Here is a 16,323-nt window from a genome sequence, read left to right on the forward strand (position 1 = left end):
ATTGAAGAAGGATTTGATACCGAAATGGTAAAATCGTCCGAAAGTTTGTTCAGTATCGGAAACGGTGCAATGGGACAACGAGCGAATTTTGAAGAAAAATACTCAGGCGAAACGTTTCAAGGAAGTTACATTGCAGGAATATACTATCCAGATAAAACCAAAGTGGGTTGGTGGAAAAATGGTTATCCAAAATATTTTGCCAAAGTTTTAAATGCGCCCAATTGGATTGGAATTGACATCGAAATCAATGGAGAAAATTTCGATTTAAATTCGTGTACAGAAGTTAAAAATTTTCGTCGTGAATTGAATATGAAACAAGGTGTTTACTATCGTTCATTTGAAGCAACTTTACAAAACGGAACTCAAATTGCTGTAAATGTAAACCGTTTTCTATCTTTAGATTTAGATGAAGTTGGTGTAATTAATTACGAAATTACTCCTATTAATAAAGATGCTAAAATTGTATACAAACCTTACATCGATGCCGGAGTTACAAACGAAGACGCGAACTGGGAAGAAAAATTCTGGGAACCATTAGATGTGAATCACAATAATAATGAGGCATTTGTAACGGCAAGAACGTTCAAAACTCATTTTATTGCTACAACTTTTATGCAAAATAGCATTTTGTTGAACAATGAAAACTTAAATCTTTCTCCATCAAATGTTGCTGCTGATAAAGAAAAAGTACAATTCACGTATGAAGTTGCTGTTGCAAAAGGTGAAAAATCTACAATACAAAAATTGGCTGGTTATACGGTCTCTCTAAATCACGAAAACACACAATCTGGTGCTGAAAATGCTATAAAAGCTGCTTTAGCAAAAGGATACAATCAACTTTTACAAGATCAAATTACGGCTTGGGCAAAAATTTGGGAAATGAGTGACATCACAATCGATGGAGATGTAAAAGCACAACAAGGAATCCGTTTCAATATTTTTCAGTTAAATCAAACCTATTTAGGAAAAGATTCGCGTTTAAATATTGGTCCAAAAGGATTTACTGGAGAAAAATACGGCGGTTCCACTTATTGGGATACTGAAGCCTATTGTATTCCGTTTTACATGGCGACTAAAGACCAGCAAGTTGCGCGTAATTTATTGACTTACAGATACAATCAACTCGACAAAGCAATTGAAAATGCTAAAGATAATTTAGGATTTACAAATGGCGCAGCGTTGTATCCAATGGTAACTATGAATGGCGAAGAATGTCATAACGAATGGGAAATCACGCACGAAGAAATTCACAGAAATGGAGCGATTGCTTTCGCGATTTTCAATTATTACAGATATACTGGCGATTACTCATACATTCCAGAAAAAGGATTAGAAGTTTTAATTGGAATTGCACGTTTTTGGCATCAAAGAGCTTCGTTTTCGACCAACAAAAATCAGTACATGATTCTTGGAGTTACTGGTCCGAATGAATATGAAAATAACGTAAACAATAATTTCTACACCAATTATATTGCTAAATGGTGTATCGATTATGCTCACGAACAAATTCAGAAAGTATCTTTAGAATATCCACAAGATCATAAACGAATTATCGAAAAAGTAAAATTATCGGATGCCGAATTACAAGAATGGTTGAAAGTTTCAGGCAATATGTACTTTCCTTTTTCTAAAGAACATGATGTGTATTTGCAACAAGATGGTTTCTTAGATAAAGATTTAGTTCAAGTTAAAGATCTAGATAAGAGCCAACGTCCAATAAACCAAAAATGGTCTTGGGATAGAGTTTTGCGTTCGCCATACATCAAGCAAGCCGATACTTTACAAGGGTTTTATTTCTTTGAAGATCATTTTACAAAAGAACAATTAGAAAAACATTTCAATTTTTACGAGCCATTTACGGTTCATGAAAGCTCATTATCGCCTTGCGTTCACTCCATTCAAGCTGCCAAATTAGACAAAATGGATATGGCCTACACGTTCTACCTTAGGACTTCTCGTTTAGATCTAGACGATTACAACAAAGAGGTTGAAGAAGGTTGTCACATCACGTCCATGGCTGGAACTTGGATGAGTATTGTGGAAGGTTTTGGTGGAATGCGTGTTAAAAATGACACGTTACATTTCGAACCAAAAATCCCAAAAAAATGGAACGGATATTCGTTTAAAATTAATTTTAGAAATCAAATTTTGAAAGTTTCAGTGAATCACAATGACACACAATTTTCTCTGGAAGGTGATAAAGAAATTAATGTTATTGTAAATGGTAAGCAAGTTTTGGTTGAGCCTAACAGTTTGGTTACAGTATAATTGATAAGAGTAATTCATTAAACCTCAAAGGTTTTTTTCAAACCTTTGAGGTTTAACAAAATAAAATAAATTTTAAAACAACAGTGTTATTCGACTAGCAAACCTCAATGGTTTGAAAAAACCTTTGAGGTTTATCAAAATAAAATAAATTTTAAAACAACAATGTTATTCGACTAGCAAACCTCAAAGGTTTGAAAAAACCTTTGAGGTTTAACAAAAACATTATAATTCCGATTAATAATGGAAAATATGATACTTTAGAGGCTGATAATTTTTATCATATATTCAATCGAGGAAATAATAAAGAAGATTTATTTATTGAACATGAAAATTATTTACATTTTTTAAAACTCATAAAAACCCATTTAGCACCAATAGCTTCAATTTTTTCATATTGTCTGATGAAAAATCACTTTCATTTAGTTTTAAAAATAAATTCTAAAGAACAGTTAGAACAGATAAATGTAAATCTTGATAAAATATCGCAACCATTTTCGAACTTATTTAATGCTTACACGAAATCAATTAATAAAAGATATGATAGAGAAGGAAGTTTATTTAAAGTTCGTTTTAAAAGAGAAAGAATAAACACAGAAGAATATTTAAAAAATGTAATTATTTATACTCATTTAAACCCTGTTAAACATAATTTTCAAAATGATTACAGTAATTATAAGTATTCATCTTATCAATCTTTAATTTCTGAAAAGCCAACATTATTAATGCGTAATGAAGTTTTTGAATTATTTTCAAATAAAGAAAATTTTATTTACCACCATACAGAAATTTTCAGAAAAGGATACCATGAAGATTTTGATTAAATAATTACAAAACTCAAAGGTTAAAAAAACTTTTGAGTTTAAAATAAAAACAAACTAAAGCTCAAATTCATTACCATGAAAAAATCAATTTTCCTTCTTTTTTACCTATTCACAATTAGTCTTGTAAGCGCTCAAGAATTAAAATCTCCGAATGGAGAATTCGTAATGCAATTTTCACTTTTGAGTGATGGAACGCCAACGTACAATTTAAAATACAAAAACAAAGAAGTTGTAAAAACCAGTAAACTTGGATTGGAACTTAAAAACGACAAGACATCACTGCTTAATGCTTTTACAATTTCAGATTCAAAAGTGTCAACTTTCGACGAAACTTGGAAACCAGTTTGGGGTGAAGTAGCTCAAATTAGAAATCATTATAACGAATTGGCTGTTACACTAAATCAAAAATCAACCGATAGAACTATCATCATCCGTTTCAGATTATTTGACGAAGGTTTAGGTTTTAGGTATGAATTTCCAGCACAAAAAAATCTTATCTATTTCGTAATCAAAGAAGAAAAAACACAATTTGCAATGACAGGAAATCACACTGCCTATTGGATTTCTGGCGATTATGACACACAAGAATACGACTACACTACATCTAAATTATCTGAAATAAGAGGTTTATCAGGCAAAGCAAGATCTGATAATGCATCACAAACTTGGTTCTCAGACACAGGCGTACAAACGTCTTTAATGATGAAAACTTCCGATGGAATTTACATCAATTTACACGAAGCTGCTTTGATTAATTATTCTTGTATGAATTTGAATTTAGACGATAAAAATATGATTTTCGAATCACATTTAACGCCAGATGCAATAGGTGATAAAGGACATATTCAAGCTCCAAGTACATCTCCATGGAGAACAATTATGGTAAGTGACGATGCTAGAGAAATTTTAACTTCTAAAATGACTTTGAACTTAAACGAACCGTGCAAAATTGAAGATACTTCGTGGATTAAGCCAGTAAAATATGTTGGTGTATGGTGGGAAATGATTACTGGAAAAAGCTCTTGGTCTTATACAAACGATTTTCCATCAGTACAATTGGGCATAACCGATTATTCTAAAGCAAAACCAAACGGAACGCACGGTGCAAACACAGCTCACGTAAAAGAATACATCGATTTTGCTTCAAAAAATGGTTTCGATGGAGTTCTAGTTGAAGGTTGGAACCAAGGTTGGGAAGATTGGTTTGGTCACGCCAAAGATTACGTTTTCGATTTTGTTACTCCTTATCCAGACTTTGATGTAAAAGGAATTCATGACTATGCAAAATCTAAAGGAGTAAAAATGATTATGCACCATGAAACTTCGGGTTCAACAAGAAATTACGAGCGCCACTTAGACAAGGCTTTTCAATTCATGAACGAAAATGGGTACGAAGCGGTGAAAACTGGTTATGTTGGACCAATTCTACCTATTGGCGAACACCATTACAGCCAATCAATAATTAATCACTACCAATATATTATTGAAAAAGCAGTCAATTATAAAATTATGGTCAATGCACACGAAGCTGTTCGTCCTACAGGAATTTGTAGAACCTATCCAAACATGATTGGAAACGAAGCTGCAAGAGGAACCGAATTTCAAGCATTTGGAGGTTCCAAACCAAACCATGTAACCATTTTACCATTTACAAGATTAATTGGTGGACCAATGGATTACACGCCAGGAATTTTCGAAATGGATATCAAAAAATTCAGTCCAAACAATACTTCACATGTAAATAGTACATTAGCGAACCAATTAGCTCTGTACGTAACAATGTACAGTCCATTGCAAATGGTGTCCGATTTAATTGAAAATTACAACAAATTTCCAGATGCATTTCAATTCATAAAAGATGTAGCCGTAGATTGGTCAGAAAGTAAATACCTTGAAGCAGAACCTGGAGATTATATAACAGTTGCAAGAAAAGCAAAAGGAACAAACAACTGGTTTGTTGGAAACGTAAACGGAGAAACACCAAGAACGTCAAACATCACTTTAGATTTCTTAGAAAAAGGAAAAAAATACACAGCCACAATTTATGCCGATGGTAAAGATGCAAATTACAAAACCAATCCGCAAGCCTACACAATTCGCAAAATTGCAGTTACCAGTAAATCTAAAGTAAGCCAATTATCAGCCTCTGGTGGCGGTTATGCTATTAGTATTATTGAAAATAAATAGGCTCTTCAAAGTCACAGACCTCAAAGGTTTTTTCCAAACCTTTGAGGTCTTATAAAAAATAAAAACAATTTGGGCGTGACCCGAAAAGGGTCAGGCTTTACGTTCCAATCTTTCTTGTTTTAAAGAAAAACAAGAAAGGATTTCCACTACAATCCTTCACGCTAACGTTAACGAGAAAAATTGTAGTATTCAAAAACTTCACGCAAACCACAACTACAATGAAAAAAATCTTAATACTACTACTTTTCACAACATCACTTTTCGCTCAAGTAGAACGCGTTGAACCTCCATTTTGGTGGTCAGATATGAAATTATCCAATGTGCAAATTATGTTCTACGGAAAAAATATTGCACAATATGATGTAACGGCATCCAATTCAATTGTAATAGAAAGTATTCAAAAAACCGAAAATCCTAACTACGTTTTCGTAACAATCAATACTAAAAATACAGTTGCGCAAGATTTTGTTTTCTCTTTTTCAAAAAACAAAAAAGTAGCTTTCACACAAAATTATTCTCTAAAATCAAGAAGAGAAAATTCTGCTTTACGCAAAAGTTATGATGCTTCTGATGTAATTTATCTTATAATGCCCGATAGATTTGCCAACGGAAACCCAAACAACGACAGCGATAAATCGGTCACAGAAAAAGGAAATCGCGAACTTCCAGGCGGACGACACGGTGGCGATATTGAAGGAATTATAAAAAATCTAGATTATCTAAAAGAATTAGGCGCAACAGCACTTTGGCCAACACCTTTAAACGAAGACAACGACGAAAAATATTCGTATCACGGTTACGGTCAATCGGATGTTTACAAAATCGACCCACGATATGGAACTAACGAAGATTATGTGAAATTAAGTGCCGAGTTACACAAACGTGGCATGAAAAATATCATGGATTATGTGACCAATCATTGGGGTTGGAAACATTGGATGTACAAAGATTTACCAACGTACAATTGGATTCACCAATTTCCAGGGTTTTCACAATCTAATTACAGAATGACAACTCAATTTGACCCAAATGCTTCGGCAATTGACACCAAAAATTGTATGGACGGTTGGTTTGTTCCATCAATGCCCGATTTAAATCAATCGAATCCTTTAGTTTTAAATTACCTAACGCAAAACGCGATTTGGTGGATAGAATATGCCGATTTAGACGGATTTAGAGTTGATACTTATTCTTACAACGACAAGGAAGGAATTTCAAAATGGACCAAAGCCATAACAGACGAATATGCAAATTTCAATATAGTTGGCGAAGTTTGGATGCACGATCAAGCGCAAATGGCCTATTGGCAAAAAGATAGTAAAATTGGAGCGATTCAAAACTACAATTCCTATTTACCAAGCGTTATGGATTTTACCTTACATGATGCAATAAGCTCGATGTTCAACGAAGACAATGGTTCTTGGGATAGAGGAATGATAAAAGCGTATGACAATTTTACTAATGATTTCTTATATCCAAATCCGAATAGCATTTTGGTATTTGCAGAAAATCACGACACGCAACGTTTCAACGAAATTTATAAAAACGATTTCAAGAAATACCAAATGGCAATGACCTTAATTGCAACTGTTCGTGGTATTCCTCAAATTTATTACGGTTCAGAAATTGGAATGGCTGGAAACAAAGACAAACTAGGCGATGCCGATATCCGAAAAGATTTTCCTGGCGGATGGAATGGCGATGCAAACAACGCTTTCTCAAAATCTGGAAGAACTGCTGAACAAGCAAAATTCTTCGATTTTTCATCAAAATTATTTACATGGAGAAAAACCAAATCGGTAATTCATTCAGGAAAAACTACGCATTATATTCCAGAAAATAATGTTTATGTTTACTTTAGACACAATGATTCAGAAAGCGTAATGGTAGTAATCAATAACAGTACAGAATCGAAAACGTTCAAAACAAATAGATTTCAAGAAAACATTTCAAAATATAAATCTGGTAAAGATGTATTATCTGATAAATCATTTGACTTAAAAAATGATATTCAAATAGAAGGAAAATCGGTTCTGATTTTAGAATTAAAATAATTGTAAATCATCAAAAACTTAATTTTCTTAAATCCCTTAATGGTTTAAAATGAAAAAACTACTATTCATAATTACTATTGTATCACTTTTCTCAAGTTGTAAATCAACAAAAGAAACAGCTTCTAAAGAAACTAAAACACCTTTCGTTTGGGAAAGTGCCAACGTTTATTTTTTATTAACCGATAGATTTAATAACGGCGACAAAACCAACGATTTCAATTACAACAGAAACAAACCAACTGGAAAATTACGTGGATTTGAAGGCGGTGATATTCGTGGAATTATTCAAAAATTAGACGAAGGTTATTTTGAAAATTTAGGAATAAACGTAATTTGGATGACACCAATTGTGGAGCAAATTCATGATGGAGTTGATGAAGGAACAGGTTTTTCGTATGCATTTCACGGCTATTGGACTCGAGATTGGAGCGCATTAGATCCTAATTTCGGAACCAAAAAAGATTTGGCAGAGTTAGTACAAAAAGCGCATGCTAAAGGAATTAGAATTATGCTTGATGCGGTAATCAATCACACTGGACCAGTTACTTCTGAAGATGCTGTTTATCCGAGTGATTGGGTTAGAACGTCACCAAAATGTCAGTACAACAATTATGAAAATACAATTGCGTGCACCTTGGTAGAAAATCTTCCAGATGTAAAAACCGAAAGTAATCAAGCAGTAGAATTACCTCCTTTTTTAGTAGAAAAATGGAAAAAAGAAAGACGTTACGAAGAAGAACTAGCCGAATTGAATGCCTTTTTTGCTAAAACAAATTATCCTCGTGCGCCTAAATATTACATCATGAAATGGCTTTCAGATTATATTTTAGATTACGGAATTGATGGTTACAGAGTAGATACAGCAAAACACACAACAGAAGATGTTTGGGCAGATTTCAAGAAAGTATGCGATGCAGCTTTCGCAGAATTTAAAGCAAAAAATCCAAAAAAAGTGTTAGATAACAATCCGTTTTTTACTGTTGGAGAAGTTTATGGTTACAACATTGGAAGCAAAAGAATTTACGATTTTGGTGATAAAAAAGTCGATTATTTCGCTAACGGTTTTACTGGTTTAATCAATTTTGATTTTAGAAATGAAGCAAAGATGAACTATGAACCATTGTTTTCAAAATACGCATCTATTCTTCAAGACGATTTAAAAGGAAATACGGTGATGAACTATGTTACCTCTCATGATGACGGTTGGCCGTTTGATAAAAAACGTGAAAAAACATTTGAATCTGGAACCAAATTATTACTAGCACCAGGAATTTCTCAAGTATATTATGGTGATGAATTAGCGCGTTCTTTAGAAATTGAAGGCACTCAAGGTGATGCAACTTTGCGTTCGTTGATGAATTGGGATGATTTTAAAACCAACAAAATGACTTCCAAATTATTGAATCATTGGCAAAAGCTAGGACAGTTTAGAAGAGACCATCCAGCCGTTGGCGCCGGAAATCACGTACAAATTTCGGCTTCTCCTTATGTTTTTAGTCGTGTCTATTCTAAAGATAATTTTACCGACAAAGTTGTAGTTGGATTGGATTTACCTATTGGAAATAAAGAAATTTCTGTTGGAACTATTTTTGAAAATGGAACTAAAGTAAAGGACACCTATTCCAATCAGTTTGCAATTGTTGTAGACGGAAAAGTAAAAATCGATTCAGATTTTACAATTATACTACTTGAAAAATAGTGTTTATAATAATTTCAATTCTAATAAATCAAAAAAAACACCTTAAAAAAGTGTTTTTTTTGTTGAAAAAATGTTAAATAACAAAAAAACAGTTTATTATATTGTATCTTTAATTTGAATTTTTTTAAAATCAATACAAAAAAACGCAACAATAATAAGTTATGGCATTTGAATATATTGAAATAGAAAGGGTTGAAAAACTTACCAAAGAAGAATTTATAGAAAACTACTACAAACTGCAAAAACCAGTAGTAATTACTAATCAAATAGAAGATTGGCCAGCCTTTACAAAATGGAATTTTGATTTTTTAAGAGAAGTTGCAGGCGATAAAATGGTACCGTTATATGATAGTAGAAAAACAGATTATACAAAAAAAGTAAACGAACCCGATTTTACAATGACCATGTCAGAATACATTGATATTCTTGAAAAAGGACCAACAGATTTGCGTATATTTTTATACAATTTAATGAAAGATGTACCTTCAATGAAAGCCGATATAAAATGGCCAAATATGGGAATTAGGTTATTAAAAAGTTTACCCTTATTGTTTTTTGGAGGCCAAGACGCTAAGGTTTTTATGCATTACGACATAGATTTTCCAAATATTTTTCACTTTCATTTTGCAGGAAAAAAACAATGTGTTTTAGTAGATCCAAAAGACACTAAATACATGTATCGTCTTCCCTATTCATGGATTTGTAATGAAGATATCGATTTTGACAATCCAGATTTTGAAAAATTTCCTGCTTTAAAAAAAATCAAACCATATATCACCAATTTGCAACACGGCGAAATGCTCTACATGCCCGAAGGTTGGTGGCATTACATGAAATATCTAACCCCAGGATTTTCGTTAAGTTTACGCTCACTCGCTGGTCGCCCAAGTAATTTAGTAAAAGGATTTGCAAATGTTGCAATTATTAGATACTACGACAATTGGATGCGAAAACGCAAAGGTCAAGAATGGTTAGATTATAAAGATGCAGAAGCAATAAGACGCACCAATGCTTTACTAAAATAAAATGATAAAAATAGGACATCGCGGAGCAAAAGGGTATGTTGCCGAAAATACTCTGGCTTCATTTCAAAAAGCAATCGAAATGGGTGTTGATGGAATTGAACTTGATGTTCATTTATCTTTTGATGGAAAAGTTGTTGTAATTCATGATGAAACTATTGATAGAACTTCGAATGGAAAAGGTTTAGTAAACGATTTTACTTCATCTGATTTAAAAAAATTAAACATTCCAACACTAGAACAAGTTCTTGATTTAATAAAGGAACGATGCTTTTTAAATATCGAAATTAAGGATTCAAAAGCTACAAAACCGGTTTTAGATTTAATTCAAATTTATATTTTAGAAAAAAATTGGAATATAAATCTATTTCAGATTTCAAGTTTTGATTGGACTATTTTAGAATCTATTTCAAATGTAAATCCGAAATTACAACTTGGTGTTCTAACTGAAAATAAAATTGAAGAAGCATTACTATTTGCTAAAAAAATAAACGCACATTCCATAAATCCCTACTTTAAATTATTGAATTCTAAAAATGTAAAACTTGTACAAGAAAACCAATTTAAAATCTACACTTGGACGGTAAATCTCTTAGAAGACATTACCTTTGTAAAATCATTGAAAGTTGATGGTATAATTTCGGATTTTCCAGATAGAGTTTAAACATCAGTTTGTCATTTAGACAAAAAAACGTTTCATTAAGAGGTTTAAAAATAAATGAATTCAAAATACGATATAATTATAGTTGGCGCAGGCGCTGCAGGATTTTTTACTGCTATTAACATTGTAGAGAAAAATCCAAAATTAAAAGTTGCTATTCTCGAACGCGGAAAGGAAGTTTTAACCAAAGTTAGAATTTCTGGTGGCGGACGATGTAATGTTACCCATGCCTGCTTTGTTCCAAACGATTTGGTAAAATTTTATCCTCGTGGCGAGAAAGAACTACGCGGACCTTTTCACCAATTTTCTTCTGGCGACACTATAGAATGGTTTGAAAAACATGATGTTGAACTAAAAATTGAGGATGATGGCAGAATGTTTCCAATATCCGATTCATCGCAAACTATTATAGATTGTTTTACAAATGCTACCAAAAAACTTGGAATAGATGTATTAACAAATCAGAGCGTTCAATCTATTTTTAAAGCAGAAAATTTAGAAGAAAATTATTGGAAAGTTGAAACTACAGTAGCAACTTTTGCTTGTCAAAAATTAGTTATGACAACTGGAAGTAATCCAAAAATTTGGGAAATGTTATCAGAAATTGGACATACTATTATTGAAGCCGTTCCGTCACTTTTCACGTTTAACATTAAAGATACTCGCATTAAAGATTTAATGGGATTATCTGCTTTTGCATCTGTAAAGGTCAAAAACACTAAGCTCGAATCTTCTGGACCACTTTTAATTACACATTGGGGAATGTCTGGGCCAGGAATTTTGAGACTTTCGGCTTGGGGTGCAAGAATTTTGGCAGAAAAAAATTATCAATTTATTTTGGAGGTGAATTGGCTAAACGACTTAACATTTGAGGAAACTCTAGAAAAACTAAAAGAATTAAAATTAGAACATTCTAAAAAAGCAGTTTCTAAGAAATCACCGTTTGACTTTCCGAATCGATTATGGGAAAGTTTGGTTTTGGCATCAGAAATATCTGAAGAAATAAAATGGGCCGATTTAACCAAAAATCAATTGCAAAATTTAGCGAATCAACTTACAAACGGACAATTTCAAGTGAACGGAAAAAGCACTTTTAAAGAGGAATTTGTTACTGCTGGCGGAATAGATTTAAAGGAAATTAACTTTAAATCTATGGAAAGCAAAGTGCATAAAAACTTATTTTTTGCAGGTGAAATTGTAAATATTGATGCTATAACTGGCGGTTTTAATTTTCAGAATGCCTGGACAAGCAGCTTTATAGTTGCCGAAACAATAGGTTAAAAAAAAACATTTTTTTTATGTAATGTATTAAAAATCAATGTATATTTGGAATTCAAAACAAACCAAATATGAAAAAACATTTACTTATCTCGCTTTTTGCGATATTTTTTTCGTCTTTTTACTCAAGCTATTCACAAACTGGATTTTCATGCACTAATGCAACTCCAATAGCTTCTCTTCCTTATCAAACTACTGATAATACTGCAAATTATAGTGATGTTTATGATGTTTCGCAACCTACAACATGCATTACATCTACCTTAAATTATATGACAGGAAATGATGTGTTTTATTCATATACACCTGCAAATAACGAAATTATAAATATAAAAATGACGCCATTGGCTGGTTGGTCTGGAATTTTTGTTTATGATGGTTGCTCCAACCTTGGTATAAGTTGTGTTGCTGGAGTAGCAAATTCTGGAAGCACTTTAAGAGAAATTCCGCAATTATCAGTTTTAGCTGGACATACTTATATTATTGCAATATCAACTAATGCTACGCCGCAAACACTTGGTTACACATTGCAAATTCAAAATGCTGGAAGTTGCTTGAGTCCAACTCAAATTTCTGCAAGTAACATAACATCATCATCGGTAAGTTTATCTTGGAACAATATAGCAAGTTCAAGTTCATGGGAAGTTGCTTTGGTTGCATCTGGTACTGCATTACCTTCGAATGGAATAGTAACAAATAGTAATGTTGGTTTTACAATTTCAAATTTAACTCCTGCTACATCTTATCAAGCTTATGTTAGGTCAGACTGTGGTAATGGAACTTTTAGTAATTGGTCTGCAGCCACAACAATAGTTACATCTCCATCATGTGCCACTCCTACTCTAGTTACAGTTTCTAATGTGACGTCTAGTTCAGCCAATTTTGCTTGGGCTAATAACTCAAACGCTACAAGTTGGGAATATGCTGTACAATTATCTTCAGTAACAACATTACCTTCGTCTGGAACGACCACAACAACTAATGCAGCAATTCCATCTGGATTAATTGCAAGTTCATCTTATAAATTTTATGTAAGAGCATTTTGTAGCAATCAAACTTTTTCTGCATGGACAACTCCATATTCTTTTACAACTTCTGTTTCTTGTGCCGTTCCAACACAAATTATTTCATCTAATATCACTACAACTACGGTAGACATTAGTTGGTTAAACAACGCTAACGCTACTAGTTGGGAATATGCTGTACAATTATCTACACTAACAACATTGCCTACTAGCGGAACTTTAACTAGTAGTAACACTATATCCTTATCTGGATTAACAAGCGGTGTATCTTATAAAGTTTATGTACGATCTTTATGTACAAACCAGTCTTTCTCAGCTTGGTCTGCTGGTTTACTATTTACTACAATACCTCCTGGTTTACAAACTCCTGTTTGTGGTGGAGATTTTACAGATAATGGCGGATTGAATGCGTTTTACTTTAACAACACCGATGCGACAACTACAATTTATCCAACTAATGCAGGCGAAGTTGTTACTGTAACTTTTACAGCATTTGACACAGAAGCAAACTGGGATGGATTATATGTATTTAATGGAAATTCTATAAATTCACCTATTATTTCTAGTGGTAATTCAGGTGGAAGTGTTCCTGGAGGTTTGGCAGGTTCCTTTTCTGGAACAACAATTCCTGGTCCATTTACCTCTTCTAGTTCTGATGGATCATTAACATTCAGATTTAGAAGTGACTCATTAATAAACAAAGCTGGCTGGAATGCGAGTGTTAGCTGCGGAGCTTCTCCAACTTGTTCAACACCAATTTTAAGCGCTGTATCAAATATAACTTTTTCTGGAGGCACAATAAACTGGCAAGAAACAGGAACAGCAACTCAATGGGAAGTAATTGTACTACCGTCTTCAGCTTCTGCACCAACTGGCGCTTCAACTGGAATAATAACTTCGAGCAATCCTTATGTAATAACGGGATTGTCTGTTGGAACTTACAAAATTTATATAAGATCTATTTGCTCTACAAGCGACAGCAGTGTTTGGTCATCACCATTAACTTTTTCAACATCTACTTGCCCTGCTCCTACAACAATAAGTAACAATGGTAGTTATAACTTTTCATGGCCTGCAAACAACGCTACATTGTGGGAAGTTTTAGTATTACAGTCAACCAATCCTAACCCTACTGCAACTTCTTTGGGAACAACTATTAGTTCTAATTTTTATCAAGCAACAGGATTAGCTTGCTCAAGTTCTTATACTTTTTATGTTAGAACTATTTGTTCTGGTACATTATCAAGTAATTGGTCGGCATTGTCATTTACAACTCCAACTTGCTCAATAACAAATGGTCAACCAGTAAATATGACAAGTTGCAATGATTCTGGAACGAGTTGTTTTAATTTAAATGACAACAACATATCAATCTTAGGATCAACAAATTCTGCAAATATTATTATAACTTATTATAGTTCTTTATCAAATGCAACCTCAGAGACAAATGCGTTATTGTCTCCGTATTGCGTGACTAATAATACACAAACGATATATGCTCGAATTAATAATACGGTAACACTTGAACATCAAATTGTGAATTTCACTGTTACTTCTCAAAGCATATCGCCTACAATTTTTCTTTCTGGAATAAATCAATGTGATGATAATGGCGACGGAAACGTAGTATTTGACTTGACTAACAATCCGCAGATAACAACAATAAATCCTTTAAGCTATTATACATCTTTAGCAAATGCAATAAGTTTAACCTCGCCAATAACTAATATTATTAATTATTCTGTTCCTATTTCATCTGCAGCAATAACAATATTTGTTAGGGAATCTATTGTTAATGATTGTGATAAAATTTATAGCATTCCGTTAAGTGCAAATTCAGATTGCAACTTGGCGCACAATTGCAATTTAGCAAATTCATTATGCAGTGCATTGGGCAATCCATTTACCAATACCCATCAAGGAATAAATGCTGAAATTGGGAATTCTAATAATTATGGATGTCTATATTCAACACCAAATCCGACATGGTTTTATTTACCGGTTAGTTCTCCTGGAACTTTAAATTTAACCATTGAACAAAGTACAACTATCAATTTTACAACAAACAATCTAGATGTAGATTATATAGTTTATGGTCCATTTACAAATCCTATTTCTCCTTGTGCATCAGGATTAAATCAAAGTAATACTGTAAGTTGCAGTTACTCTGGAGCAGCAGTTGAACATCCAGTTATTGCAAATGCTCAAGTTGGCGAGTATTATTTATTGATGGTTACTAATTTTAGTAATCAAGCTGGATTTATTAGAATTAATATGGACACTACATCTACTGGAGCTATAGATTGTTCTGGACTACGTCTTAATGCCTTTTTAGACAACAATAATAATGGAAGTCAAGATAATGGTGAAGTTAATTTTCCTATTGGTCAATTTCATTATACTGTAAATAGTGGTAATGTACACAATGTAATTGCACCAACAGGAGTTTATAATATTTATGATATTAACGGTACAAATTTATATGATTTTAATTACACAATTGACCCATCTTATAACGCAATGTATGCAATTAGCACGTCTTCATACAGCAATGTAAATGTTGTTATTGGTGGCGGAATGGTTACTTATAATTTCCCAATAACTGTAACGCAAGTTTATAATGATTTAGCCGTTGCTCTGGTACCAATGAACGCGCCAAGAACTGGAACTACATATCAAAACAAACTTGTTTATACCAATTTGGGTAGTCAAACTATATCATCTGGAACGGTTACTTTTAACAACAACAATGCAACAGTTATTTCCTCAATATCACAAGCAGGAACAACTAGTATAATTAATGGATTTACCTACACATTTTCTAATTTATTGCCATTTGAAACTAGAGTAATTACAATTACAATGCAAGTTCCACCAATACCTACCGTGAGCATTGGTCAACTATTAACAAATACCGCTTCAATTGTTTCTGTAGTTGGAGATTTAGTCCCATCTAACAATGCAAGTTCATTAACGCAAGCAGTAATTGGCGCCTATGATCCAAATGACAAAATAGAATCTCATGGAGAGAAAGTTTTATTTTCTACTTTTAGTGCTACAGATTATTTATATTACACCATTAGATTTGAAAATACTGGAACTACAAGTGCAATAAATATTAATGTAAACGATATTTTAGATTCTAAAATTGATGAAACTAGTTTATTAATGGTAAGTGCAAGTCATGATTATACAATGGATAGAGTTGGCACAAACTTAACATGGAGTTTCAACAATATTCAACTACCTGTATCAATTGCAGAAACTAATATTGGTAAAGGTTATATAACGTTTAAAGTAAAATTAAA

9 protein-coding genes are annotated in these 16,323 nt (G+C 32.8%); all 9 read left to right on the top strand.

The features are described from left to right. The coding region (locus ACH2CG_RS03220; RefSeq protein WP_395062136.1) for a glycoside hydrolase family 65 protein at nucleotides 1–2,268 on the top strand (2,268 nt) is incomplete at its 5' end. Nucleotides 2,269–2,471: 203 nt separating this feature from the next. Next, a complete protein-coding gene (locus ACH2CG_RS03225; protein ID WP_395062138.1) occupies nucleotides 2,472–3,089 on the top strand; it encodes a transposase in 618 nt (205 codons plus the stop codon). Nucleotides 3,090–3,164: 75 nt separating this feature from the next. Further along, nucleotides 3,165–5,276 (top strand): glycoside hydrolase family 97 protein, encoded by a 2,112-nt coding sequence (locus tag ACH2CG_RS03230; RefSeq protein ID WP_395062140.1) that lies wholly within the window; start codon nucleotides 3,165–3,167, stop codon nucleotides 5,274–5,276. Nucleotides 5,277–5,494: 218 nt separating this feature from the next. Then, on the top strand, nucleotides 5,495–7,330 hold the full coding sequence (locus ACH2CG_RS03235) for a glycoside hydrolase family 13 protein (protein WP_395062142.1): 1,836 nt from the start codon (nucleotides 5,495–5,497) through the stop codon (nucleotides 7,328–7,330). A gap of 49 nt (nucleotides 7,331–7,379) precedes the next feature. Then, complete coding sequence (locus tag ACH2CG_RS03240) at nucleotides 7,380–9,029, top strand: alpha-amylase family glycosyl hydrolase (protein ID WP_395062144.1); 1,650 nt, start codon at nucleotides 7,380–7,382, stop codon at nucleotides 9,027–9,029. Between the two features lie 161 nt (nucleotides 9,030–9,190). Beyond that, entirely contained in the window at nucleotides 9,191–10,054 is an 864-nt protein-coding gene (locus ACH2CG_RS03245) for a cupin-like domain-containing protein (RefSeq protein WP_395062146.1), read from the top strand. Nucleotide 10,055: 1 nt separating this feature from the next. Next, nucleotides 10,056–10,715 carry a glycerophosphodiester phosphodiesterase gene (locus ACH2CG_RS03250; protein ID WP_395062148.1) on the top strand — a complete coding sequence of 220 codons (660 nt, stop codon included), beginning with the start codon at nucleotides 10,056–10,058 and terminating at the stop codon, nucleotides 10,713–10,715. 54 nt (nucleotides 10,716–10,769) lie between these two features. Then, on the top strand, nucleotides 10,770–11,993 hold the full coding sequence (locus tag ACH2CG_RS03255) for an NAD(P)/FAD-dependent oxidoreductase (protein ID WP_395062150.1): 1,224 nt from the start codon (nucleotides 10,770–10,772) through the stop codon (nucleotides 11,991–11,993). Between the two features lie 68 nt (nucleotides 11,994–12,061). Further along, nucleotides 12,062–16,323: fibronectin type III domain-containing protein (locus ACH2CG_RS03260; RefSeq protein ID WP_395062152.1), on the top strand; the 4,262-nt coding region annotated here is incomplete at its 3' end.

This window comes from Flavobacterium sp., assembly GCF_043778725.1.
Classification (GTDB): Bacteria; Bacteroidota; Bacteroidia; order Flavobacteriales; family Flavobacteriaceae; genus Flavobacterium.